A 24428-nucleotide genomic window follows, 5' to 3' on the forward strand; every position below is an offset into this window, starting at 1 on the left:
CCAAAGCGGACTAAAGGTCCTTAGTTAGCGACATCAACGGTGTGACAATTGCGATCAATCAGGCTAAAGCCACCGTCACGCAGCAGATAGAATCCGTCCTGCGGTACTGGTAATTCAAGGGTCTCTCGCATCGATAGACCCGCGTAGACCCCTCGCACAATTCGACCAAAGAGGCCGTGTGACAGGGCAATGGTTGGGCGTTTGATATCCGAAATCCAGTCTCTCGCACGATTGCACGCGTCGTCGAATGTCTCGCCATCAGGCGATCTAAAATACCAATCGTACAGGTCTGAACCGTCAAGGTGACCCGGATACTCCATGTCGATCTCAAATTTGGTCAATCCGTCCCACGAACCGACGGTTACCTCCATAAGACGTGCATCCTCCTGAGAGGGAAGAGGTATCCTCAACTTCAATCTATCCGCTGTCTCCCTCGTTCTTCCAAGCGGGCTGACTTGGAAGTCGAACGATCTACAGTCTCCTTCGAGCTGATGATAAAGTAGCGTACTGACTAGATCAGCTTGCTCGATACCATGCTTGGTAAGCGGGGAATCCTTCTGGCCTTGGAAGCGACCAAGTGTATTCCAAACGGTTTCGCCGTGGCGCAGAAGATAAATCATCAAAGTATCCCGGCAATTTCGTCGCTTTTGGTTTAGCTCTAGGCTCAACGGTGCTGATTGGCCGAATGATATGGCATCCTGATGACTGCAAATGGCGCGAAACGGAAGACTGTCGTCGCCCCATTGCGGACATGAAATACGATCTGGGAGATATTCTAATGCCACTTTAAGGCGTATTTAGGCACCATAGTATCCTTACAAGTGAAGCCTTGCAATAGAGGACAAGTGATGGACATGCATGATGTTATTGTATGTTTTTTGTGCCTCTTTGGCATCCGGCGTGTTGTTGCTGAACCGCTTTCTTTACCCGTTTCGGTTTCCCTTTCTTCCCAACTGGAAATCCGCTTACATCGCGTCAGCACTTACTTTTGAGGGCGTCTTTTTTTGGCTTCTCCTGAGCTGACGAGGAACAACTGCGCTTTCGCGCGATGATTCCGATGATTTCTGGCGTTGAGCGGCAAACCTCTCCCGGCCCAGAGCAGTCGTTAGAATTTGCGTGGACCCACAAACTCAATGTTGACGCACCGATGTTTAAGCTGGGACAAATGCAGTATGAGGGCCAAACAGTTATGTTGAAGCTCGGTAGGACAATGTTACTCGTCGACAGGTATGCGGTGCGCGTTGTGTCCATAGCTGCCGCCGCTGGGCTGTGCCTCCTCACCGCAGCCGCATATGTTGCGGCGACTTACAAGCGCGAGGCCGTTGAAGCGACGCTCGGAACCAGCATCTCAAATTTCCTCTATGGCGTCTGCGATCCAGCCTACGAGGCGTTCGTTGACAGGCGCGGAACGCCAATCGACAACACTGCTAAAGTCAGCAATCGCTTTAAGGTTTATCATCCAGCATTGGCTATTACGGAGGATGAGGAAGCGGAAGTGATTGAATTCGTCGAACGCGCCTCTGGCTGGAGTATACCGTTCGATGTGACGTTCTCCGTCCACTTCAGAGGTGATGGCTCTGCAACCTTCCAGCCATATCAACGTAATATGGACCAAATCGAGATTAATGAATGCGGCTACCTGATTGGTGACGACTACGCAACACGTCAAAGACATGCTGAGCGCTTGCGCAACAACCAGCGTACTTACTGACCACTCTTGGCGCTGAGCGGAGGTCCGTCAATGCGGCGCTGGTTGGATCAGGCTCGCCTCGCCGTGACCAGCAGGAGAAAGCCTCCAAGGTCGCGCCAGCGTGAGAACCGCGGGACCGCTTCACAAGCGGCGTGAGACGGTTGAGGCTCCCCGATTTGCGTTATCATGAAACCAGCCGAGGCTACGGCGTTCAGGTAGTCGCTTATCGTGCGTGGAAACCTTGGGACAGAGAACGGGAGAACGTCTTCGTCCTTGGGGCGATTTCCGAAACGCCAATGCTCAGTAAAAGACGATCTATCAAAATAGCGGGCTACTCGAAGTCCAGTTGTGCGACCTTCATCGTCTTTTTCCCACCCGAGCCCGGGCGTGATGAAGCAAGGATGCAGAACGCTGAAAAGTATGAAGCCGCCCGGTCGCAGAAGCCGATATGCCTCTCGCATAGCTCCGGGGAAATCCGGTCCATCCATCAGGGCCATCGTTGAAAGGACGGCATCGAAAGATGCATCTGGCATCCCACAATGATCGCTATACGACGCCACTTGATATCGGATTCCGAGCGGATCAGCTTCCTCCGTCCGCCTCGCGTGCTGAATCATCCGGATTGAAAGGTCGATACCAGTAACGCGTGCCCCCATCCGAGCGAAGGTGCGAGTATTGGTCCCCTCACCGCATCCGAAGTCGATGACATCGAGCCCTTTGATTGCGGGTAGGGCATCAAGGAAAGCCGGGAAGGTAAACTTGTCTCTATAGACATCGAAGCCAGCTCGAACGTCTCGGGTCCACTGGTCGGCGTTTTCGTTCCAGTGCTTCGCGACGTCAGTTTTCTGCATGTCACCTTCCAAAAGCTGGACCTCCGTAAAATCTCGGGCAGCTCCGAACATATCCCTATTGTTTACATCGCAGCAATGTCCGGTGTTGGTGCGAAGCGGCCATCCCGGGGCACTGTAACCTTCTTCGCCAGCGCGGAAATTATTGCCGCTCTGGCGCCCAGTTGACTGATGCCCAAAGCCAGGGCACAAAGGTGGCATCCACGGTCGCTCGCGGCAGGAAAACAGAGGGAATTTCAAGGCTTTTCAACTAAGCCATTGAAATCATGTGAGAATCCAGGCTCCCCAGCCAATTCTCTCGGTACGTCTCCCTGAACTAAGCTGCGGTGGTTTTTGCTTTCCCTCCGGTGACTGGAGATAACATTCCCATCATTTCGCCAGTTGAGATGGGAAGGCCGATTCGTCTTCGGAAGCTCTCTTCTGAGCCAGCGACGAACACCCGCCGAGGATGTCAGGGGATAGCTGGCGATCTGAGATCGCCAGGCTTGTAGATTTATAGCGTCCTACGCCAGTGAACCATTGCCTCGCATTATTTCACCGATGCCCTTATGCCGGGCATGACGGTAGCGGGTATCGGGCAGACATAAGGCTCGTCCTTCATTGCGGCTTCCCACTCTGCCCGTGCCTTGCTCAGCAAGTGCGGTGAGGTTGCCAGATCCAGTCCCGTTGAGGCCAGAGCCTTCGCGGCGTGCAGCATCGCCTTGTGCGCCGCCGCGCTTCTTCCCTGTGCGACCACCTGCCATGTATGCGGATTGGTTCCGATTGCCCAGGCCGGAGCCCAGCATTGTGCGGTCGGGGTAACGCGGCTGACATCTCCGACGTCGGTCGAGCCCGCGCGAAAGTGGGATTGGCCTTCGAAGGCACGCAAGCCCGTGTGCAGTGGTGTCGATCCATCGATCTTCTCGTTGGAGAAGACATCCTGCTTGATCTGGTAAAGCTTGATGCTGCTGTTGATAGCTTCTTGCGTGAATGTCGCCTGGATCTTGCGAGCAAAATCGATGTCCGCCTCATCGAACGGGACTGGCCCGATCGCCACCAGATTTTCGTGGATCGCATTTTCGAGCGTCAGGTTCGGTAGAAGGTTTGTCGCAGCAGTATCAAATATGATCTCGACCTCTGTTCCCGTCATCATCGCCGCCCCGCGCGCGACCTGATCGACGCGTTCCGCCAGCGCCAAGGCCTGTGACATCTCGGGCGCACGCACAAGATAAAGTACTTCGGCTTTTGCCTGAACTACGTTCGCAGCGCGCCCGCCCGCGTCGGTGATTGCGTAATGGACGCGGCAATCCTGTGGCATATGTTCGCGAAGGAAGTTCACGCCGACATTCATCAGTTCAACCGCATCAAGTGCAGAGCGACCAAGGTGAGCAGCATTGGAGGCGTGCGCCGCAATGCCCTTGAACCGGTAGTAATATTCCAGCACCGCCAGATTATTTGTCGATCTGACGCCGTTGAAAGGGGCCGGATGCCAGGTCAGCGCCGCATCCACGTCACTGAATGCCCCTGCCCGCACCATGAAGGTCTTCCCGGAACCGCCCTCTTCTCCGGGACAACCATAATATCGCACCGTGCCTTGCAGGCCGTTGGCCTCCAGATGCTTCGCCAGCGAGACAGCAGCCAACAGCGAGCCTGCGCCCAGCAGGTTATGACCACAGCCGTGGCCACTGGCACCGGATTTGCCCTCACGCGGTTCATCGATGCCCGCAATCTGGCTCATGCCGGCAAGCGCGTCGTATTCGCCCAGAAATGCGATGACGGGATTGCCGCCGCCATACTGGCCGATGAAAGCGGTTTCCATACCCGCGATGCCCTGCTCGACGGCAAATCCGTGCTGCTTCAGTGTCTGAACGAGGAGTTCAGCCGATTTGAATTCGTCGAATTTGAGTTCCGCAAAATCCCAGATCCGGTCGCTCAGGGCAGCAAAATCAGGCGCGAGACGCTCAATCGATTGCGTCAGGGATTTCAGGGCGGTTTGATCTGGCATGCTGTTCCTCAAGGCAAAGCGAAACCATTCCCGCGCATCGACGATGGCGGAGGCTTCTGTCAGGTTGAAAGGCACCGCACGAATGCGGTGCCTTGCATGACGGGTTATTGGGCGACGGACACTTCCCAGAGCCGTGCATTGGACTGCCAGACAGGCTGGCCTTGCAGGGACTTCGTTGCGCCCCAGACATCGATCATGTCGTAAAGGAAGATGCCCGGCATTTCCTGCAGCATGAGTTCATGAAACTGGTCGAAAATCACCTGCCGCTTCTTCTGGTCGATCTCGGCATAGGCGGCCTTCATCAATTCGATTGCCTTGGGGTTGTCCCACATCAGCGAGGCATTCTTGTCCTTGTCGCCCACGTAGAAGCTGTACATCAGGGCCGGATCGAGACGCGGTGCAACCGATTGCGAAATGATCTGGTAGTTCCCGGAACGACGGCGATCAACCTGCGTCGCATAGTCCAGCACTTCGATCTGCACATTGAGCCCGATCTGCTGCAACATGGCTTGTGCGATAACGGCCGCCGGGAAGCTTGGAACATTGCCGCGCTTGTTGGCGATGATGTTGATCTGCTCACCCTTGTAGCCGGAGGCTTGCAGTTCCTTTTTCGCAGCCGCCAGATCGTAGGGAAGACGCTTCTTCTGGGTCTCGCTGAAATAAATCGAGTCCGACGCCACCATGGAGCCGTTCGCCTTGCCCGTACCGTTGGAGGCCGCAGCAACAAGCTCATCCATGTCGAGCGCCATCGCCATGGCACGGCGAACGCCCGGCTTGCTCAACACGGGATCGCGCGTCTGGATGTAGAAGAGGTTCTTGCCGTTGTTCTGCGAAATGATGACCTTCGCCTTCTGGCTTTTTTCGAATTCCGGAATGAGGTCAGGAGAAATCTCCGCCGTATCGAGGACGCCTGATTGCAGGCCCGCCTTCACGGTCGATGCATCGGGGATGACCATGAACTTGATGCCATCCACCAGCGGACGTTTTGAGCCGACCATGCCATCCGGCTTGCCGTCATTGGCTGGCGATTGATATCCATCGAATTTGGACAGTTGAATGTATTCGCCCTTCTTCCACTCGTTCCATTTGAACGGACCGGTGCCGATGGGCTTATCGAAAGAGCCATCGGCCTTGAGCGAATCCTTCGAGATCATTCCGGTATAGCCACATTCAGGCCGCGCCATCAGACCGAGGAAAACCGCCGAAGGCTTCTCCAGCGACATGGTGACGGTTTGCGCATCGACGGCCTTGATCCCCGTCACCTTCACGGTTCCGCCGTCGAAATCCTTGATGCAGGTCCATTTCGTGGCCGGATCCATGTAGCGGTTCCAATTCCAAACCACATCATCAGCCGTCAGCGGCTTGCCATTGTGAAACTGGACGTTTTGGCGAAGCTTGAATGTGTACGTCAGCCCATCGGCGGATGTCTCCACGCTTTGCGCCAAAAGAGGCTTCACCTCACCGTTATTGGCATAGCCCACCAGTCCTTCGACGATGTGCAGAATGACGCCGTCAGTATTCCCATCCCGGTTGACGCCTGGAATGTTGCTGCGCAAGTCCGAACTTTGCGCAATCACGATGTCGCGCGCCTCGGCCACGCCCGAAAGCGCGATCAGCATTGTTCCGGCAAGAGTTAAGCTTTTCATGTTCTACCCTCTGTTCTTGTTTGTTGCGATGCTGTTGGTCAGGCTCGAAAATCATCCCAGCAGACGCGCGAAAGACGCCCGATGGTTTCGAGAGACACGGTGTAACCCGGCGTGCCATCCGGCATTTCCTGCGGAACCTGATCCGTGAATGCGGTGATGATGTAGAGCGGCTGGCCATCATCGTAGACGATGCCCGCGTTCATCCGGCCGCGCTTCCCCGTTCCACCCTTGTGTGCAACCACCGTACCGAAGGGCAGACGCGAGGGGATGGCATAGCGCAGGATCTGATTTTTCAGCGTCTGCAAGGCATAGCTGCTCAAGGCTTGCGAAACCCCGAGGCGCTTTGAAGCCTCTTCGGAGACCTGCGCATCCAGAATCGATTGAAGCAGGAACATCTGGTCGCGTGCGGTTGTCGTGGTGACGGATTTCAGCGAATGATCGGGAGAAAGAGCCAGCGGCGGGATCAGGAAACGGTGGTGCGTGCCCACCATCCCGATGGATTGGCAATAGGTGTTTACCTCTTCCAGAGTGAGCCGCTCGAACACCATTTTGGTGCAGACATTGTCGGACAACACCATCATGCCGGTTATGGCATCTCGAAGCGAAATCACGATCCCCGGCGTCAGATAGCGAAACATTCCGCTTGCGACTTCTTCGGCAAAACGCGCTTCGTAGACAATTTTCTCATCGAGATCGAGCCGGCCCTCATGCACGGCCTTCAACGCTGCCATCATGATGGACGTCTTGCGCGTGCTGGCCGAGGGTGTTTCCTCATCGGCCCCGCGTTCGAAAACGTCACCAGTGCGGAGATTCTTTATGCAGAAGCGCGTAATGAAGGGCTGCGCGTCGCAAATTGCGTTCAGCCTCTCGGTCGTTGAACCAAGGCTGGCAGATGTCATGGGTGCTGTATTCATCGTCACGCCTCCAGGCGCCATTTGAGTTTCACGCCGCCGGTCTCGTTGAGATCAAGTGCGGGAATTGCCGAGAGAAGACGCCGCGTATAGGGCTCCTTCGGCGTGTCGAAGATCGTGTTGCGATCACCCTGCTCGATGATCCTGCCGTCCTGCATGACGATGACGCGATCGGCCACCTGTTCGACCACGCCGAGATCGTGACTGATGAACAGGCAGGAAAAGCCGTATCGTTTCTGGAGATCGGAAAAGAGCGAGAGCACCTGCGCACGGACAGTCACGTCGAGCGCCGAGACAGGTTCATCGGCAATCAGGAACCGGGGCCGGCGCGCAATAGCTCTGGCAATCGCCACTCTCTGGCGCTGCCCGCCTGAAAGTTCGTGCGGATAACGCAGCGCAAAATCGGCACTGAGGCCAACCTCGTCCAGCGTTTCATACGCACGCTTCATCTTGGCCGCCCGATCAATTCCGGGAACGAGACGCAGCGCCTCTTCAACGAGGGCGAGGATCGTCATTCTGGGATCGAGCGAGGAATAGGGGTCCTGGAAGACCATCTGGCAGTTGAGACGATAGTCGCGCCAGTCGTGGTCACGGGTGCGGCCCTGGAAGAGAATCTCACCTTCGGTTTCCTTGACCAGTCCGGCAATCGTTCGCCCAAGCGTCGTCTTCCCGGAGCCGGAGCCGCCGACGAGCGCCACCACTTCGCCTTCATGAATGTCGATCGAGACACCGTGCAGAGCGCGTTTCGGCTCTCCCTTCTTGAGAAGCGATTTGCGTCCAGGATAATCGACGACGATGTTGCGGGCCGAAATCATCGGTGCGGATGTCGTATCGATTGGTCGGACTTCGCCGCGCACAGGCAAGGATGACAGAAGCTTTCGCGTATAAGGATGCTGCGGGCGCTCCAGTATTTGTTCCGTCGTACCAGCTTCGACGATGGAGCCTTTTTCCATCACGACAATCCGGTCGGTGTAGCGTGCCACCATCGGCAGATCATGGCTGATGAGAAGGACGGCGGTGCCTTCCGCCTTCGTCAGTTCCACCATCAGTTCCATGACGTCGCGCTGGATCACGGCATCCAGCGCAGTGGTCGGTTCGTCGGCGATCAGCAAAGCTGGCTTCAACAGCATGACGGAGGCCAGCATGATGCGCTGGCGCATGCCGCCGGAAAACTCGTGCGGATAGGCGTTAAGCGCCCTTTCGGGATCGCGAATGCCGACGCGTTGCAGCATGGAGAGGATTTTCTCACGCCGCCCCGATGCCTGATCCTGTGTATGAAGCGCCAGCCCCTCCTCCAATTGCCGCCCGATGGTCATGGAGGGATTGAGAGAGGTCATCGGCTCCTGAAACACCAACCCGATTTCCGCACCACGCAGTGAGCGCAAGTCTTTCTCACTGATGGCTGTGATGTCGCGGCCTTTGAAGATGACCGTGCCTGCCACCTTGCGTATGACGGGCGGCAGCAGTGAGACGAGCGCACGTGTCGCAAGCGATTTGCCAGACCCGCTTTCGCCGACGATGCCGAAGATTTCGCCCGGTGCCACGTCGAAGCTGACGTCGTTGACGACACCGACATCACGACGGGCGATCTGCAGCGAGAGATTACGGACGCTGAGAAGTTTTCCTTCAGTCATTTCAAACCTCTCATGCGGGGATCGAGTTTGTCGCGTAGCGCATCGCCAAGAAGGTTGATGCCAAGCAGTGTGAGAGCGATGCAGAGGCCGGGAAAAAGACCGAGCCAGACGGCCTGTTCGATGAAGGGGCGGCCAGCCGCCAGCATATTGCCCCAGGTGGGCGCCGGCGGCGGCACGCCGAGACCTAGAAAGCTCAAGGCACTTTCCGAAAGAATGGCCCAGCCGAACATCGAGGTGGCGAGCACGGTGATCGGCGCGAGGCAGTTGGGCAGGATGTGCCGGAACATCGTGAAGATCTCGCCATTGCCCATCACGCGCGACGCTTCAACGAATTCCCGCTCTCGCAGGGACAGCACAGCGCCCCGAACGACGCGCGCCATGGATGGCGTGTAGGCAATGCCAAGGGCGAAGATGATGCCGTATTGATTGGCGCCGAACACCGCGAGAAGTCCGAGCGCCAGCAGGATGCCGGGGAAAGCCAGCAGGGCGTTGTTGACCGCCATGATCAGGCCATCGATCCAGCCGCGAGCATAGCCGCTCACCAGACCAATCAGGGTGCCTGCAATCACTGCAAAGCCAACCGTGAGGCAGCCGATCCAGACGCTGGCCCGCGCGCCGACCATCAGGCGGCTCAGGACATCGCGACCGAACTCATCCGTGCCGAGCAGATGGAGTGGGCCAGGTGCCGCAAGCCGTGCAGTGAAGCTCAGCTTCATGGGATCGAAGGGCGTCCAGAACAGGCTCAGGGCGGCGACTATCAGAAGGAAGGCGATGAGAATGCCGCCGATCAAGCCATTGAGGGAAACGTGTTTCATTCGGCCACCACGCGCGGATCAAACAGGGGATAGAGGAGGTCGACAATCAGGTTGACGATCACATAGGACATGGCGACGAAGAGAAGGCAGCCCTGAATGACGGGGTAATCGCGCTGGAAAATGCTATCGACCATCAGTCGGCCAAGGCCCGGAATGGTGAAGACGGTTTCGATGACGGCGATGCCGCCGAGCAGATTTCCAAGGATCAGGCCGATCATGGTCCAGGTTGGACCGAAGGCGTTCTTGAAAGCGTGCTTCCAGAGAACCGCCTGCTCGGACAAGCCCTTGGCACGGGCATGGGTAATATAATCCAGCCTGAGAACCTCGAGCGTGGAGGCACGCGCCATGCGGATCAGAACGCCGGCCTCATGGATAACGAGTGTCATGATCGGCAGGACCAGATAGAGCAGGCCAGACGTAAAATTGTCCGAGATGGACACGTAGCCCAGCACCGGCAGCCAGCCGAGTTTCAGGCCGAAGAAGAGAAGCAAAAGCAATCCGAGCCAGAATGTCGGGATCGACAGCAAAACGGTTGCCGTGCCAATCAGGAAAAGATCCGTCGCGCTGTTCTGGCGCCATGCCGCGATAACACCGGCAGGCACTGCAATCAGGCTTGCCAGAATAACGGCGACGACCACGATCTCTGCGGAAACCATGAAACGTGAAACGACGAGCGGTAGCACCGGCTCCTTGTTGACGATGGACTGACCGAAATCGCCGCTCAAGACGTTACCCGTCCACACAAGGAACTGCTGAGGCAGAGATGCATCGAGGCCAAGCTCTTTGCGCATCTCGGCAACCTGATCGGGCGTGGCCATGTCTCCCAGCATGAGAGCTGCCGGATCACCGGGTATGAACCGAATAAGCGCGAAAACTGTGATGGCAACGATCACCAGAGTCGGGATCGCCATCAACAGTCGATGGAATATGAATCTAATCATCGGTTCCCCTGAACACGATTGTCGGGACCGGATCTGCAAAGTCACCGGCTGTTATGGAAAAGACTATGACGGATCAAAAAAATGGGCGCAATCTTATGCATTATTGTCATAGAATAATGCATATTCTGCGAGCAGCGTCGGGCCAACGAGCTGGCGAAGACCTGTAACGGCATCAACCGATGGCGCGTTTCTGGGAGATCTGGATCTGCCGTCTGAGCGCTTCCATCAAGGCTTTGGCTGCAAGGGAAGCTGATGTGCCAGACGGTGTCGCCAGCGCAAATTCCTGCGTGGTGACGGGAACGAACGGACGCTGAACGATGGGCAGGTGCTGGTAGAGATTAGCGAAGAAACTGCTCAAAATGGCAACCCCTAAGCCGTGCGCCACATAGGAGCAGGCGGAACTATTGGTATGGGTCTCGATCTTCACGTTCTGCTTTACCGCTTCGCGCGAAAAGGTTTGATCGAGCAGCATGCGCGTTGGCCTCTGGCGGCCAATGAGGATCAGCGGCACCCCACGCAAATCCCTGGCGTGGATCTCTTTCAAGGATGCCAGTTCATGCCCTTCAGGCAGAACGCACACGCTGGTTCCCGTTGCGACGATTTCCATATCGATGCCCGGGAGGGCCTGATGCTCGTTGCGCAAAAAGCCGAAATCGATGACTTTCTGCTCGACCAGTCGCGCGATGTTGGACGTCGTCTCGAAAAAGGTTTCGATGCGCACGGAAGGATAGTCGCGCACGAAATCCGTCATCATGGCGGGGGCAAAATTTTCCCACATGCTGCTGGGAAGCCCGACGCGCACCAGTTCCGGGCCCTTTGCACCGCTTCGAAGATCTTCTGCCAGTCCCGAAAATCTGTTCAACCCAAGCAGGATGGTTTCGGCATCGCGCGCCAGAATGCCAGCCTCAGGCGTGGGAATAAGCCTGCCCTTGTCCCGGTCGAATAACCGTAGATCGAGATCGGTTTCCAGCTGTTGAAGCAGACGGCTCACACCGGATTGACTAAGCCCCATGCTTTTTGCGGTAGCAATGGTTGAACCTGTCGCGAGCAGCGTTTTCAGAACTTCGAGTTGCCTGAAATTGATCATGCCGTCGCCACTCCCTCTCCAGCCTGACGTCTGGCTTAAGCCCATTCCCGGATGTAGTTCAAGAACGGCACAGCGATTTTCGGAAGTGGCGAGAGTTCGGAACTGACGATGGCGTAATCGACGGAAATGGTCGGTTCCAGCGGAACGAAGGCCAGTGGTAAAGCCCGATATTCGAGCGCCAGCAACTCGCTGACGATTGCAATGCCAAGACCTTCTGCGGCAAGTGCGCAGCCGCAGCCGACGGAATGCGCTTCGATGGCCGGGCGGCGGCGAAGACCGGCGCGATAAAAGATGGCCTCCAGTTCGTGACGGACAGCACGCTCGCGGTTGAGAAGAATGAGGTTCTCGGTCTTCAACTGTTCAACGTCGATCTTCGAATTTCCGGCAAGTGGATGGCTCTTGTGCAGGACGCAAATATTGCGCGTCGGCATGACATGCTCTTCACGAAGTCCCGGCGTCGGCGAAGGCAGGCGCGTGAAGCCGAGATCGACAGCGCCTTCCGCCACCATCCGTTCAATCGCCAGGTAATTTCCAGAGGCAATCTCGATTCGCACCGGACCAGCTTCGGCCAGAAAGCTTTTTATCATACGCGGCACCAGGGTCGCCGAGAGGCTTGCGGGAAATGCCAGTCTCAAGGGAATGTCGGTGGAGCGTCCTTCCTCCAGTTCCTGAGCCGTGATCTTCAAGGCCATCAGCTTGTCGGCGATCGCTCGGATTTGCGGACCCAACTGCATCCCTTCACGCGTCATCGAGAGCCGGTTCTTATCCCTGTCGAACAGCCGCACGCCGAGATAGACCTCCAGCTGATGCAAAAGACGGCTCGTGTTGGATTGAGAAATACCCAGATCAACGGCTGCGGCAATGGTTGAACCAGTGGCCGCAATCGCATCGAAGGCCTGAATATGCTTGATGCTGATCTGTACGTCACCCGACTTTTTCATGCTCGTTCTCCCGGATAACGTCACCCGTCTTTTGCATAAGATTGCGCCGATTAATGTCGCCGTTCATCAATGCCGCTCGCCGAGAGATTTGCAAGGAAGTGGTGGAATGAAAACGGTTCTCGAAAGAATTGCGCGACAACTCGTTTCAAGACCATCGTTTTCCGCTCTCGCAATGGAACGAGCGGAAGACGCAATTGTGGATACGATTGCATGCATGATGGCGGGTATGAATGACGCGGCACCACAGTCTGTCGCCGCAGCTTTCGCAACTGAAATCAAACCAGATGGACCATCGCTGGTTTTCACAGGAGGCCGCGCATCGCGCTCCGTTGCAGCCCTGATCAACGGCACCGCCGCCCACTGCCTCGACTTCGACGACAATTTCCATCCCGCACGCGCGCATGCCTCAGCGGTCCTGGTGCCAGCACTTCTCTCCGTCGCGACAAGCAGCAATGATTTCTCAGGCCCCATGCTGGTCAGAGCCTATCTGGCCGGGCTGGAAGCGCAGTCATCCGTGGGCGTCGGCACCATACCCTCACACTATAACCGGGGCTGGCATGGAACCTCGACAATTGGCTGCATAGGGGCCGCCGCAGGTGTGGCAGTCCTCCTAGGACTTGATGAGGCTCAGATCTCACACGCCATGAGCCTCGCCACCAGCATGGCTTCCGGCCCCAAAGGACAGTTTGGAACGGGAGCCAAACCCTTTCATGCAGGTATCGCGGCCCGAAACTCGGTTGAGGCCGCGCTGCTGGCCCAATCGGGATTGACGGGGAGGCTCGATATTCTGGAACGTCCCCAGGGCTTTCTGGATCTCTTTGGCGGTGACGAGGCAGCAGGTTGGGCGGATCTGTCCTGGGACGAGAAGCACGTCATCGAAACACGCGGTCTCGTGACGAAACTCCATCCATGCTGCGCCTCCACGCATCGAGCGATAGATGCCGCTCTGGATCTGCAAAAGGAGCATGGATTTTCAGTCGAGGACATCCAACGGATCGACACGAAAGTCGGGCGCTCAGCGGTCGACAATCTCGCCTATCCCGATCCTTCCGATGAAATGCAGGCCAGATTTTCGATGCAATATTGCCTTGCCGTCGCATTGACGAACGGCGGGCTGTCGCTTGGTGACTTCACACCGCAAGCCGCCATACGGCCCGAACCGCGTTGTCTTATGGCGAAGATCACCATGACTTCGTACAGCGTTGAAGAAGAACGCGGGGTCGAACGACTGCCACATCACGTCCATATTGCGTTGAAAGACGGCCGCAGGTTCTCGACCGAACGACTTCACGCCAACGGGGCTATTCAAAGGCCGCTGACAGACGCGCAGAAGCTTGCAAAATTTAAAGATTGCGTGCGTTGGTCAGGGCGGCAGGACACAGACGTGACTTACGCCAGCATCAAGAGACTCTGCTCTGAAGACAGCGTGAAGGCGATCACTGATGGCCTTTTTACCGGCCGTCACAGTTCCTGATCATTGACTGGCGACCCCCCCCCGGCGAAGCCTGCTTCAGGCGCATGACATTCCCTTCTCTGCCTGTTCGGTGTACGAACGACCCAGCAATCGAACGCGCCGCGCTGTAGAGCCAGAGGTCTGATCCAGAAGAAGGAGCCCGTCATGAGTGTGGCCTTCGTAAAAGAAGAGAGTGCAGAAACGGCAGCGGAAACCCTGTTGCCGGACCGCCCCATATCGCCGCATCCAAACCTTGTGACCGAGGCTGGACTGGAGCAACTGAAGCGGCAGCTGGAAGAAGCGCGAGAGGCCTACCAGGCTTCCAGCGCAATCGACGACATCAACGAAAGAAGACGACAGGCTGCCGGACCGCTGCGTGACCTGCGCTATCTGACGGAACGGGTCAGGACTGCCCAGATTGTACCGGATCCGACAGATACCGAGGTGGTCGCTTTCGGCCACACCGTCACCTTTTCACGGGAGGACGGCAGGGTTCAGACCTACCGGATCGTGGGGGAAGATGAAGCAGACCCCAAGGCAGGCAGCATCTCTTACGTATCGCCCGTTGCGAGGCAGCTTGTGGGAAAACGTGTGGGCGATGTCGTCATGGCGGGCGGGCAGGAACTGGAGCTGCTTTCCATCACCCTTCAAGACGTGCTCTAACTCCCGCCAGAAAGCCGCTTGAGTGCGAGGACCTCAGCTTCCGTCAGATTGCGGCTTTCACCTTTTGCCAGATTTCCAAGCGTCAGATCGCCGATAGCAACGCGCACGAGCCTGAGACATTCGACCTGATGCGCCTCCAGCATTCGGCGGATCTGCCGGTTCTTGCCCTCATCGAGCACAATTTCCAGCCAGGCGTTTTTCTCGCCCTGCCGCAAGACATCCACGCGTCTGGCGCTCAGTCTTTCTCCGTCATGCACCACTCCGGCTCGCAGGCCTTGAATGAGCGTGTCGTCCGCAGGCCCGTCGATCTGTACATGGTAAGTCTTCGAAACATGCGTTCCGGGATCGAGCAGGGCATCGGCAAATCGCGTGTCGTTGGTGAAAAGCAACAGGCCTTCGCTCGCCTTGTCCAGACGTCCGACCGGGGAAATATGCCGGTCCGGCAGATGTTTCAGGCAATCATAGACTGTTGCCCGACCCTGCGGATCGTGACGGGTGGTGACCAGGCCGCGCGGCTTGTTGAGCATCAGATAAACATGGTCTTCTGCGACGACAGGTCGGCCATCCACGGTGATATTTGCGGTGTCGAGGTCCACCCAGGTTTCGAGGTCGGTCGTGATATTTCCATCAACGGAAACGCGGCCAGCCCGCACCAGATCTTCCCCTTGCGTGCGCGAACAGAAGCCAAGCTTGGAAAGCGCCCGCGCCAGGGTCACGCGCTTGCCCGCAGCCGCCTCTGGCGCAGCCTTCAGTTTCGGCTTGCCGGCTCGGCCCGGCCCCCTTCCCGCAGACCGGGCTGGCGGCCGCTGACCGCGCGCATTTCTGTTTCGCACCGTTGTTCTTCACTCTGTTGACCAGCCGCACGCACCATTCTACAGCGAGGGCAGTTTGCACGACCATATTCCATAAGTGCCATAAACTAGAACTGCCATAACCTGGAACTGCGAAAACCCAAGTCAGGAAGTGAGACGATCTTGAACACTGACCTCATCACTCAGGAACTCGTAACGCTGCGCGACTATTGGCGTTATGCCATTTCGCGCTTCAACGCGGCAGATCTGGCCTATGGTCACGGCACGGGAAATGCAGGCGATGACGCTGCTTTCCTGCTGCTCGATTCGCTTGACCTGCCGATCGATACGCTGGACCCGTTTCTGGATGCAAGACTTCTGCCCCACGAACGCAAGCTTCTGGCGGAGCGGATCGAGACGCGCGTGTCCACCCGCAAACCGTCCTCTTACATAACCGGTCACTCCTACATCCAGGGTGTGCGCTTTCACGTGGACGAGCGGGTCATCGTTCCTCGCTCACATATCGGCGAAATCCTGTTTGCGGAATACACGAACCCGCATGGCTCCAACTGGCTGCCCGATCCGATGATGGTGGAACGTGCCGTGGATATCTGCACCGGTTCCGGCTGTCTTGCCGTTATCATGGCGAAGTTCTTCCCGCAGGCGGAGGTCGATGCGGTTGACCTGTCTGCCGATGCTTTGGAAGTCGCGAGGCTCAACGTCGCCGAGCACGAGGTGGAGGGTCAGGTGACGCTTCACCAGGGTGATCTCTTCAAGCCACTTGATGGGCGACGCTACGATCTCATCATCACCAATCCGCCCTATGTGGATCATGAAGCCCTTGCCGGCTACCCGCCGGAATATCAGGCCGAGCCGCGCATGGCCCATGATGGCGGGGAAGACGGACTTGATCTCGTTCGCGAAATCCTGCGCGAGGCACCGAAATACTTGACGCCCGAGGGCGGCCTGTTGTGCGAAATCGGTTCCGGTCGCGAAATTCTGGAAGAGGAATTCCCGCACCTGGAATTCACATGGCTGGAGACAGCAGAATCCCAGGATGCCGTGTTCTGGATTACCGCGGAACACCTCGGCGTCAAGTAGGCTTCTGATCTCTGCCGGTGGGAAACACCCTTGCAGTCGCTCCCTTCGGTGATATCTCTGCCTCACTAATGCATATCGCGCTCAACCGGATTCGGTTGAGCGCGATATGCATTATTTTAAAGTCTTACAGCGTCGTTCGCGCGTTCAATCGAACGCGCCGCGCTGTAGCTTATGGAGGCAGAGATCATGTCAGAGACAAAAGTGGCACTCATTACGGCGGGCGGCAGCGGCATGGGCGCGGCAGCCGCAAAGCGGCTCGCCGCCGATGGCTACAAGGTTGCCATCCTTTCCTCCTCCGGCAAGGGCGAAGCCTTGGCCACAGAGCTTGGCGGCATCGGCGTGACCGGCTCCAACCAATCGAACGATGATCTCAAGCGGCTGATCGATGGCGCCATGGAAAAGTGGGGAAGGATCGACGCGCTGGTGAACTCCGCCGGCCATGGACCGCGCGCGCAGCTTCTGGATATCACCGACGAACAGTGGCACACCGGCATGGATGTCTATCTCATGAACGTCATCCGCCCGGTTCGACTGGTGGCGCCCATCATGCAGGCGCAAAAGGCTGGCGCGATCGTCAACATCTCGACCGCCTGGGTGTTCGAGCCATCGCCCATGTTCCCCACCTCTGCCGTGTTCCGTGCAGGGCTTGCGGCCTATACGAAACTGTTTGCCGATACCTATGCCATCGACAATGTGCGCATGAACAATGTTCTGCCCGGCTGGATCGACAGTCTGCCCGGCACAGAGGAGCGGCGTGAGAGCGTGCCGATGAGGCGCTATGGCACGATGGAGGAAATCGCGGCCACCATCTCCTTCCTCGTTTCTGAAGGCGCAGGCTACATCACCGGCCAGAGCCTGAAGGTGGATGGCGGCTTGATGCGCTCCGTTTGAGATTAGAAGGTTGGCGGCGTGCAGGCGCTGATGACCTCGCAGGCAACAGGCCCGACACAGCGGAAACGATGTGGTCTGCGGCTTTCGAAATAATAGGCGTCGCCGGGTCCGAGGATCCGGCGCTCCTCATCCACCGTCACCTCGAGCCGACCGGACAGCACGATACCGCCCTCCTCTCCTTCGTGAACAAGCGGGACCTTGCCCGTATCGGCGCCCGGCTGGTAGCACTCCTTCAGGATCTGCAGACTGCGGCCAAACAGATTATCGCCGATCTGGCGATAGGAGATCTTGCCTTTGCCGATCTCGACAAGCTCTTCTGCCGCATAGAAGGCCTTCTTCGGCTTATCCGGCTCGAAGGCGAAGAATTCTGCGAGCCCGATGGGAATGCCATCGAGAATGCGCTTCAGCGCCCCAACGGACGGATTGGAGGCGTTGGATTCGATCAACGATATGGTGGAGTTCGTCACGCCCGCGCGCTTGGCCAACTCCCGCTGTGAAAGCTTATGCGCCATGCGCAGATGGCGAAGACGGTTACCGACATCGACAGACACGATAGACCCACTGTTTCGGATGTTGAAGATATCGCAAATTCTGCAACTCTTAGATCGAAAAATCAATAGCTTACAGATTGAGAGAAAAGGACTTGTTGGCCTCTCCAAAATCGCTCACACCAGCGTGACATGCTGTGCCGAAGGAGCCGAACCGCCATGGACTATACAAAGCCATCCAACACGCCGACGCTGGAAAATTTCTGGATGCCGTTCACGGCGAACCGTCAGTTCAAGGCTGCTCCCCGCCTGCTCGCCAGCGCGAGTGGCATGTACTATACCGACGTCGATGGCAATACGGTGCTGGACGGCACGGCTGGCCTCTGGTGCGTCAACGCTGGTCACGGTCGCAAGCGCATTGCCGATGCCGTGGAACGACAGCTGCGCACGCTGGATTTTGCCCCGACCTTCCAGATGGGCCATCCGATCGCGTTCGATTTTGCCGAAAAACTGGGAAGGATCGTCCCGGGTGGCGTTGCCGCTGAACTCGATCGCGTCTTCTTCACTGGCTCCGGATCCGAGTCCGTCGATACGGCCCTGAAGATCGCGATCGCCTATCAGCGCGCCATCGGCCAGGGTACGCGCAGCCGCATCATCGGCCGCGAGAAGGGTTATCACGGCGTCGGCTTCGGCGGAATTTCCGTCGGCGGCCTCGTCAACAATCGTCGCGTCTTCCCGCAGATCCCAGCCGACCACATGCGCCATACGCTGGATATCGAGCGCAATGCCTTCTCCAAGGGTCTGCCGGCGCATGGTCTGGAACTGGCGGAGGATCTGGAGCGTCTGGTCCAGTTGCATGGGCCGGAAACCATTGCCGCCGTCATCGTCGAGCCGATGTCTGGGTCTGCCGGCGTCATCCTTCCGCCGAAGGGCTATCTGGAGCGCATTCGCGCGATCTCGCAGAAATACGGCATCCTGCTGATCTTCGATGAAGTCATCACCGGTTTCGGCCGTCTCGGCACACCTTTTGCGACCGACTATTTCGGCGTCGTGCCGGATCTCGTCACCACAGCAAAGGGCCTGACCAATGGTGCCATCCCGATGGGCGCGGTATTCGCCAGCCGCAAGGTCTATGACGGGCTGATGAACGGACCGGAGAATGCCATAGAGCTCTTCCACGGCTACACCTATTCCGGTCATCCGGTGGCCAGTGCCGCTGGCATTGCGACACTGGAAATCTATGCGGAAGAAAACCTTCTAACGCGCGCTGCCGGTCTGGCAGAGACCTGGCAGGAGGCGCTGCACAGCCTGAAGGATCATCCGCATGTGGTGGATGTGCGCAATCTCGGCCTCGTTGGCGCCATCGAGTTGAGCCCGCGTGATGGTGCACCGGGAACACGCGCTTATGACGTGTTCGTGGATTGCTTCAAGAAGGGCCTGCTGATCCGCGTTACGGGCGATGTCATTGCTCTCTCGCCGCCGCTGATCATCGAGAAGGAGCAGATCGAGACGATCGTTTCCATGATCGGCGATGCGCTGAAGCGTGTTGCCTGATGAAACGAAAAATGCCCCCGATGAGATGCTCGTCGGGGGCACTGTTTATCAGCTGGTCGCATTTCCGGACGGAAAACCGCTGACACTTTTCCTGGAAATGCGGAGCTCACCAAAGATCGACGTGACGGTTCACGTCCTTGTAGAGCAGATATCGGAAGCGCCCCGGTCCACCGGCATAGCAAGCCTGCGGGCAGAAGGCGCGCAGCCACATGAAATCTCCGGCTTCGACTTCTACCCAGTCATCGTTCAGGCGATAAACGGCCTTGCCTTCCAGAACATAGAGACCGTGCTCCATGACATGGGTTTCCATGAATGGAATGAGTGCACCCGGCTGGAAGGTCACGATATTCAGGTGCATGTCGTAGCGCACGTCCGCGGGATCGATAAAACGGGTGGTTGCCCATTTTCCATCGGTATCCGGCATGGCGGAAAGCTGGTGGTCATCCTCATGGCTGAAGATGGCAGGAGGCAGTTCCAGCCCCTCGACGGCCTGAAACTTCTTGCGCACCCAATGGAATTTGGCGAGGCTCTGGCTGTTGTTCTTCAGGGTCCATTTCGCCCCTGCAGGCAGATAGGCAAACGAGCCTTCGCGCAGCTCGTGAGCTGTGCCATCCAGCACTATGGTCATTTCGCCTTCGACCACGAAGATGGCTGCCTGGGCTGCCGCGTTCGGCTCGGGCCTTTCGCTGCCGCCACCGGGTGCGACCTCCATGATATACTGCGCGAAGGTCTCGGAAAAACCGGTCATCGGTCGGGCGATGATCCAGGCGCGCGTCGCATCCCAATGTGGCAGCACGCTGGTGACGATATCTGACATGACCCGCTTCGGGATGACTGCATAGGCCGTCTTGAACGTTGCCTTGCTCGACAGAAGCTCCGTCTGTCCCGGAAGTCCGCCCATGTTGGAATAGTATCGTCCTGATCTCATGCCCATGTCTCCGTCGGGTGATGCCCCGCCATGTTGTCTGACAGCGGCATCGATTCCCCCTGTCATATCCTCAAGCGAAGTCGAAATAAATCGAGAACTCATGGGCGCTTCGTCACCCCGCGCGGTCAAGCTGCGTCCGAGGATCCAGCCTTCCCAATCGCGGCAACCCACCAGATCCGGAACCCCTTCGGTGTGTCTCCCCTCAACGATCTCGATCATCGGAAACAGGCCCATCAGCGCGTCAAAGCGATCTTCGCCGCTAGCATCACTGCCGAAGCCATCGTCGATCATTTCGAGCAGACCGTCATCCGGTTGCAGATCCGGCCTTGCCGCGAACCATTGTTGGATAGTGGGCGCGAACCGCTGCCGGTCCTCCTGCCTTCGCTTGCTCCACACCGGGCTTCGCGGAATGCCAATTTTCGCATAGGCATCCGCCGGATAGCTTTCTGCGACCACTATCTTTTGAGCCCGAAACAGATCGGCCAGACCGCCATCGAAGGGCCAGATCCCGATCCTTTGACGAAAGGGCTGGATCAGTTCTCGCCACCCGGCAATTGCCGCCTTGCCCACCTGCGATGCACCCATGGTCCAGAACAGCATGGAGGGTGGCGAAAGGCCTGGAGCCGGACGCTCGCACAGACGCAGCAAATTCTCTTTCCCGATACCCAGGCCCTCGAACAGATGTGCCTGAAGCGTGCCGCCGGAGCGCGCCGGATAAAAGGGGCGCCTCAGCGAAATCTCTGAAGGTTTGTCAGCGGGGCGAAACCAATCAGACCATTCATCGTGGCCAAGCACATCGAGCAGATCGCGAAAATTGCTGAAGCCGGTCTTTTCGCCATAGGTCCTCGGAACACCGATCGGAAAGTCGAAACCAAAGAACACGCAACCATTCTCCTGGTTTTGCGCAGTGGCTCGATCAAACAGGGTGGTTGTCGGTCCAACTTTTTGAGGCTCGGAGATCAGCCAATCGTTTCCCTTACGACGGGCTACTGTCATCCACCGCTTTTCGTCGGCTATGCTCCAATCGCAGTGCACAACACAGGAAGGTTTCATGGACCCGTTTCCACCTCGTTCTCTTTATTGAACATTTGATCTTTCAACCTGTCTACTCAGTCAGCGCGACCTATGCTTCGATCCATCCAGTGAGCAAATGCAACATGTGGGAAGCGCCTATCTTTGGACGCATTTTATATTGTAATTCAATTTTTCGATGCATTGCTTACTCTCTTAGACCAAAGTCGTTCTGATTCAGTCCTTGGGGCTGTGTTAGCTTCAAGCTCCCAGGTCATCGTTCTGGCGATGATGTAGACATAGCGCAAGCTTGATCCGGACATTCGGACCGCGGGGCAAATGGAGGGCGTGCCGCCACGGGGGCACGTGAAAGCCTTGAGGCGGTAGAGGGCCGCACTCGGGGCAAGCGAAAGCTACGGAGGTGGCGATCGCGATAGATGTTGAAAGACATTTTCCGGCCGGAAGGCCGGACACAAGGAGGAGGAATACATGGCAGCAATCGAGATGAATGCGAGGGACCGGTCACGGCCCATGACCGCAGAGGAAAAGAAGGTCATCATGGCCTCCTCTGCCGGGACAATCTTCGAGTGGTACGACTTTTATCTCTACGGTTCACTGGCAGCCATCATCGGCGCCCAGTACTTTACCGCATTCCCGGAAGCCACGCGAAACGTGTTTGCGCTTCTGGCCTTTGCTGCCGGCTTCATCGTGCGTCCGTTCGGCGCGCTGGTGTTTGGAGCGCTGGGCGATCTCGTCGGCCGCAAGTACACCTTCCTGATGACTATTCTCATCATGGGCCTCTCGACCTTCCTCGTTGGCCTTCTGCCCGGCTACAACAGCTGGGGTGCTGCCGCACCGATCATCCTGATCGTGCTTCGCATGCTTCAGGGTCTGGCCCTTGGTGGTGAATATGGCGGTGCCGCGGTTTACGTGGCCGAACATGCGCCTTCCAACCAGCGTGGCTATTTCACAGCCTTCATCCAGACGACAGCGACGCTCGGCCTTCTGCTGTCGCTCGTGGTCATTCTGGCCGTGCAGAGCTATGTGAACGCCAACTGGGCTCCTACTGCGGTTCTCGATGCAGCCGGTGCTGCCATCATGAACCCGGATGGTACGCCACGCATGATCAAGGCCTTCGATCTTTGGGGCTGGCGCATTCCGTTCCTCGGCTCGATCGTTCTGCTGCTGATTTCCCTTTATATCCGCATGCAGATGAACGAATCCCCTGCCTTCAAGAAGATGAAGGAAGAGGGTGCTGCCTCCAAGGCGCCGCTGCGTGAAGCATTCGGCACCTGGAAGAACGGCAAGTTTGCACTCATCGCACTCTTTGGTCTCGTCGCTGGTCAGGCCGTCGTCTGGTACTCCGGCCAGTTCTATGCACTGTTCTTCCTGCAGAACGTCATCAAGGTCGACAGCTTCACGGCAAACGTCATGGTTGCCTGGTCGCTCATCCTCGGCACCGGTGGCTTCCTGTTCTTTGGTTCGCTGTCGGACAAGATCGGCCGCAAGCCAATCATCCTCGCAGGCTGCCTGATTGCGGCACTGACCTACAAGTTCGTGTTCCCGATGCTGACGCAGGTCGCCAACCCGGCACTCCATGCGGCACAGCAGACTATCGTCACTGTCACCGCAGCTCCTGGCGATTGCTCGTTCCAGTTCAACCCGGTCGGCACTGCCAAGTTCACGTCTTCTTGCGATATCGCCAAGTCGACGCTTGCCCGTTCCTCGGTCAACTACACCTCGGTGCAGGACCCCGCGGCAACGGTTGCACAGGTGAAGATCGGCGACACGGTCATCCCGTCCTATGACGCGACCAAGCTGGCAGGCGATGCTGCCAAGACGGCTCCGGCCGCCTTCACAAAGTCTGTCAATGATGCCCTGACGGCTGCCGGATACCCGGCTTCCGCCGACAAGAATACGACTGTCATCAAGGCCGCGCATTTCTTCGACATCTTCAGCGGCCAGAAGATTACCGTGGTCCTGATCCTGACCTACCTCATCATCCTGGTGACGATGGTCTATGCCCCGATTGCAGCCATGCTGGTCGAACTCTTCCCGACACGCATTCGCTACTCCGGCCTCTCCCTGCCATACCACATCGGTAACGGCTGGTTCGGCGGCCTGATGCCTGCAACGGCCTTCGCGATCTCTGCGCAGACGGGCAACGTCTATGGTGGTCTGTGGTACCCGATCATTATCGCAGGTGCGACTGTCGTCATCGGTGCACTGCTGGTTCCGGGCAACACCCACAAGAAGGATATCTTTGCGGACGACGCACAGTAATCCAGGCGGTTCCTCTTGAAGGAATGCGACAGGCTGGCCTCACCGCCAGCCTGTTTTTTATTGGTGAGTATTCAACACACAGAATAGCTTAAATTATTGATTTATAATAAGAATTCGCGCTGCCGACGAAGACTGGAAACACGCAAAACGGGTGCTATAAAAGCAGCATCGAGGGCCAAGCAGCAAGTGCCGCACCAGCCGGTACTGACACGTGAGGATGAGCCACACGTGCCGAGGCAGAGGCTCTGCCCTCGAACAGGAGTGATTAGGATGGGCTTACCTATCGTGATCGCGATTGAGCTAAGAAAAACCCGGACGAGCTGGTTAATTCGCGTCCGGGTTCAATTCTTCGCATAATCGAAACAGAGGTCAGAAGTTCGAGCTTCTGACCTCACTCCTGAAAGATATCTTGGCGGCAGATGAGTTTCAAGTCTCTCCCGAATTCTCTACCGCTTCTGCTTTTCCCAGAAGAACCAGCCAACCAGAAAGACGCCGAGGATAAGGGCATTGGAAACGATGCCGAGGCCGATGGACGTGAAACGCGCAACCTCTGCGCTGGCCGCCGTGGTCATGGGCAGCAGGATCGCAACGAAGACCACGCCCATGGCTAGAGGCGCCTTCATGCCCATCGTATCGCGGGTGCGGATCGCCGTGACGAGCAGGAAGAACATCATCCCGATTCGAAACGGATCTGTCAGTTGCGAAACTAGAATATCTGCCATCGCTCTCCCCCCTAAACAATTGGTTCGCTTTCATAAACTGAAAGTG

21 protein-coding genes are annotated in these 24428 nt (G+C 57.4%); 7 read left to right on the plus strand and 14 right to left on the minus strand.

The window, feature by feature from the left end; genetic code table 11:
- Positions 1-20: 20 nt before the first annotated feature.
- Positions 21-620 carry a histidine phosphatase family protein gene (locus tag G6N80_RS07750; RefSeq protein WP_165132828.1) on the minus strand — a complete coding sequence of 200 codons (600 nt, stop codon included), beginning with the start codon at positions 618-620 and terminating at the stop codon, positions 21-23.
- 437 nt (positions 621-1057) lie between these two features.
- On the opposite strand from G6N80_RS07750, the gene G6N80_RS07755 reads away from it, so the two are divergent.
- A complete protein-coding gene (locus G6N80_RS07755; RefSeq protein WP_165132831.1) occupies positions 1058-1711 on the plus strand; it encodes a hypothetical protein in 654 nt (217 codons plus the stop codon).
- A 47-nt stretch (positions 1712-1758) separates the two neighbouring features.
- Here the strand turns inward: G6N80_RS07755 and G6N80_RS07760 are convergent, their stop codons facing one another.
- From G6N80_RS07760 to G6N80_RS07800, 9 genes are all read right to left on the minus strand, one after another.
- A complete protein-coding gene (locus G6N80_RS07760; protein WP_165132834.1) occupies positions 1759-2541 on the minus strand; it encodes a class I SAM-dependent methyltransferase in 783 nt (260 codons plus the stop codon).
- Positions 2542-3067: 526 nt separating this feature from the next.
- Positions 3068-4522, minus strand: a complete 1455-nt coding sequence (locus G6N80_RS07765; RefSeq protein ID WP_165132837.1) for a M20 family metallopeptidase — start codon at positions 4520-4522, stop codon at positions 3068-3070.
- A 104-nt stretch (positions 4523-4626) separates the two neighbouring features.
- The gene (locus tag G6N80_RS07770; RefSeq protein WP_165132840.1) at positions 4627-6168 is read right to left on the minus strand and encodes an ABC transporter substrate-binding protein; all 1542 of its coding nucleotides are present in this window, start codon (positions 6166-6168) and stop codon (positions 4627-4629) included.
- 38 nt (positions 6169-6206) lie between these two features.
- Positions 6207-7067 carry a serine hydrolase gene (locus G6N80_RS07775; protein ID WP_165136957.1) on the minus strand — a complete coding sequence of 287 codons (861 nt, stop codon included), beginning with the start codon at positions 7065-7067 and terminating at the stop codon, positions 6207-6209.
- Between the two features lie 17 nt (positions 7068-7084).
- The gene (locus tag G6N80_RS07780) at positions 7085-8713 is read right to left on the minus strand and encodes an ABC transporter ATP-binding protein (RefSeq protein WP_165132843.1); all 1629 of its coding nucleotides are present in this window, start codon (positions 8711-8713) and stop codon (positions 7085-7087) included.
- A complete protein-coding gene (locus tag G6N80_RS07785) occupies positions 8710-9528 on the minus strand; it encodes an ABC transporter permease (protein ID WP_165132846.1) in 819 nt (272 codons plus the stop codon). Before G6N80_RS07785 ends, G6N80_RS07780 begins: the two co-directional genes overlap by 4 nt.
- Positions 9525-10469 carry an ABC transporter permease gene (locus tag G6N80_RS07790; protein WP_165132849.1) on the minus strand — a complete coding sequence of 315 codons (945 nt, stop codon included), beginning with the start codon at positions 10467-10469 and terminating at the stop codon, positions 9525-9527. Before G6N80_RS07790 ends, G6N80_RS07785 begins: the two co-directional genes overlap by 4 nt.
- Before the next feature lie 172 nt (positions 10470-10641).
- A complete protein-coding gene (locus tag G6N80_RS07795) occupies positions 10642-11553 on the minus strand; it encodes a LysR family transcriptional regulator (RefSeq protein WP_165136960.1) in 912 nt (303 codons plus the stop codon).
- A gap of 38 nt (positions 11554-11591) precedes the next feature.
- Positions 11592-12497, minus strand: coding sequence for a LysR family transcriptional regulator (locus tag G6N80_RS07800; protein ID WP_062555426.1), 906 nt, complete (start codon positions 12495-12497; stop codon positions 11592-11594).
- A gap of 106 nt (positions 12498-12603) precedes the next feature.
- Here G6N80_RS07800 and G6N80_RS07805 point away from each other — a divergent pair, with 106 nt between their 5' ends.
- Together G6N80_RS07805 and greA are read left to right on the plus strand one after the other, a co-directional pair.
- Positions 12604-13971 (plus strand): MmgE/PrpD family protein, encoded by a 1368-nt coding sequence (locus tag G6N80_RS07805; RefSeq protein ID WP_165132852.1) that lies wholly within the window; start codon positions 12604-12606, stop codon positions 13969-13971.
- 144 nt (positions 13972-14115) lie between these two features.
- Entirely contained in the window at positions 14116-14613 is a 498-nt protein-coding gene (gene greA / locus G6N80_RS07810) for a transcription elongation factor GreA (protein ID WP_062555424.1), read from the plus strand.
- Here greA and G6N80_RS07815 read toward each other — a convergent pair.
- Positions 14610-15446 carry a pseudouridine synthase gene (locus G6N80_RS07815; RefSeq protein WP_425503905.1) on the minus strand — a complete coding sequence of 279 codons (837 nt, stop codon included), beginning with the start codon at positions 15444-15446 and terminating at the stop codon, positions 14610-14612. The two genes, greA and G6N80_RS07815, sit on opposite strands and share 4 nt — an antisense overlap.
- Before the next feature lie 141 nt (positions 15447-15587).
- On the opposite strand from G6N80_RS07815, the gene prmB reads away from it, so the two are divergent.
- Positions 15588-16505, plus strand: a complete 918-nt coding sequence (gene prmB, locus G6N80_RS07820) for a 50S ribosomal protein L3 N(5)-glutamine methyltransferase (RefSeq protein WP_165132855.1) — start codon at positions 15588-15590, stop codon at positions 16503-16505.
- A 186-nt stretch (positions 16506-16691) separates the two neighbouring features.
- Positions 16692-17396, plus strand: a complete 705-nt coding sequence (locus tag G6N80_RS07825) for an SDR family oxidoreductase (RefSeq protein ID WP_165132858.1) — start codon at positions 16692-16694, stop codon at positions 17394-17396.
- A 2-nt stretch (positions 17397-17398) separates the two neighbouring features.
- On the opposite strand, the gene G6N80_RS07830 is transcribed toward G6N80_RS07825, so the two are convergent.
- Positions 17399-17947, minus strand: coding sequence for a cupin domain-containing protein (locus G6N80_RS07830; RefSeq protein ID WP_165132861.1), 549 nt, complete (start codon positions 17945-17947; stop codon positions 17399-17401).
- A 156-nt stretch (positions 17948-18103) separates the two neighbouring features.
- On the opposite strand from G6N80_RS07830, the gene aptA reads away from it, so the two are divergent.
- Entirely contained in the window at positions 18104-19438 is a 1335-nt protein-coding gene (gene aptA, locus G6N80_RS07835; protein WP_165132864.1) for an omega-aminotransferase AptA, read from the plus strand.
- A 106-nt stretch (positions 19439-19544) separates the two neighbouring features.
- Here aptA and G6N80_RS07840 read toward each other — a convergent pair whose 3' ends face one another.
- A complete protein-coding gene (locus G6N80_RS07840; protein ID WP_165136966.1) occupies positions 19545-20366 on the minus strand; it encodes a bifunctional allantoicase/(S)-ureidoglycine aminohydrolase in 822 nt (273 codons plus the stop codon).
- A 1542-nt stretch (positions 20367-21908) separates the two neighbouring features.
- Between G6N80_RS07840 and G6N80_RS07845 the strand changes: the two genes are divergently transcribed.
- On the plus strand, positions 21909-23660 hold the full coding sequence (locus G6N80_RS07845; RefSeq protein ID WP_082547234.1) for an MFS transporter: 1752 nt from the start codon (positions 21909-21911) through the stop codon (positions 23658-23660).
- Positions 23661-24106: 446 nt separating this feature from the next.
- On the opposite strand, the gene G6N80_RS07850 is transcribed toward G6N80_RS07845, so the two are convergent.
- Complete coding sequence (locus tag G6N80_RS07850; protein ID WP_165132867.1) at positions 24107-24382, minus strand: hypothetical protein; 276 nt, start codon at positions 24380-24382, stop codon at positions 24107-24109.
- Positions 24383-24428: the final 46 nt, after the last annotated feature.

Origin of the sequence: Rhizobium rhizoryzae, from assembly GCF_011046895.1 — a bacterium.
Classification (GTDB): domain Bacteria; phylum Pseudomonadota; class Alphaproteobacteria; order Rhizobiales; family Rhizobiaceae; genus Neorhizobium; species Neorhizobium rhizoryzae.

Excerpts from the sequence above, each read along its gene's own strand:
- G6N80_RS07750 (WP_165132828.1), bottom strand. The coding sequence starts at position 620 with ATGATTTATCTTCTGCGCCACGGCGAAACCGTTTGGAATACACTTGGT.
- G6N80_RS07755 (WP_165132831.1), top strand. The coding sequence starts at position 1,058 with ATGATTTCTGGCGTTGAGCGGCAAACCTCTCCCGGCCCAGAGCAGTCG.
- G6N80_RS07760 (WP_165132834.1), bottom strand. The coding sequence starts at position 2,541 with ATGCAGAAAACTGACGTCGCGAAGCACTGGAACGAAAACGCCGACCAG.
- G6N80_RS07765 (WP_165132837.1), bottom strand. The coding sequence starts at position 4,522 with ATGCCAGATCAAACCGCCCTGAAATCCCTGACGCAATCGATTGAGCGT.
- G6N80_RS07770 (WP_165132840.1), bottom strand. The coding sequence starts at position 6,168 with ATGAAAAGCTTAACTCTTGCCGGAACAATGCTGATCGCGCTTTCGGGC.
- G6N80_RS07775 (WP_165136957.1), bottom strand. The coding sequence starts at position 7,067 with ATGACATCTGCCAGCCTTGGTTCAACGACCGAGAGGCTGAACGCAATT.
- G6N80_RS07780 (WP_165132843.1), bottom strand. The coding sequence starts at position 8,713 with ATGACTGAAGGAAAACTTCTCAGCGTCCGTAATCTCTCGCTGCAGATC.
- G6N80_RS07785 (WP_165132846.1), bottom strand. The coding sequence starts at position 9,528 with ATGAAACACGTTTCCCTCAATGGCTTGATCGGCGGCATTCTCATCGCC.
- G6N80_RS07790 (WP_165132849.1), bottom strand. The coding sequence starts at position 10,469 with ATGATTAGATTCATATTCCATCGACTGTTGATGGCGATCCCGACTCTG.
- G6N80_RS07800 (WP_062555426.1), bottom strand. The coding sequence starts at position 12,497 with ATGAAAAAGTCGGGTGACGTACAGATCAGCATCAAGCATATTCAGGCC.
- G6N80_RS07805 (WP_165132852.1), top strand. The coding sequence starts at position 12,604 with ATGAAAACGGTTCTCGAAAGAATTGCGCGACAACTCGTTTCAAGACCA.
- greA (WP_062555424.1), top strand. The coding sequence starts at position 14,116 with ATGAGTGTGGCCTTCGTAAAAGAAGAGAGTGCAGAAACGGCAGCGGAA.
- G6N80_RS07825 (WP_165132858.1), top strand. The coding sequence starts at position 16,692 with ATGTCAGAGACAAAAGTGGCACTCATTACGGCGGGCGGCAGCGGCATG.
- aptA (WP_165132864.1), top strand. The coding sequence starts at position 18,104 with ATGGACTATACAAAGCCATCCAACACGCCGACGCTGGAAAATTTCTGG.
- G6N80_RS07840 (WP_165136966.1), bottom strand. The coding sequence starts at position 20,366 with ATGAGATCAGGACGATACTATTCCAACATGGGCGGACTTCCGGGACAG.
- G6N80_RS07845 (WP_082547234.1), top strand. The coding sequence starts at position 21,909 with ATGACCGCAGAGGAAAAGAAGGTCATCATGGCCTCCTCTGCCGGGACA.
- G6N80_RS07850 (WP_165132867.1), bottom strand. The coding sequence starts at position 24,382 with ATGGCAGATATTCTAGTTTCGCAACTGACAGATCCGTTTCGAATCGGG.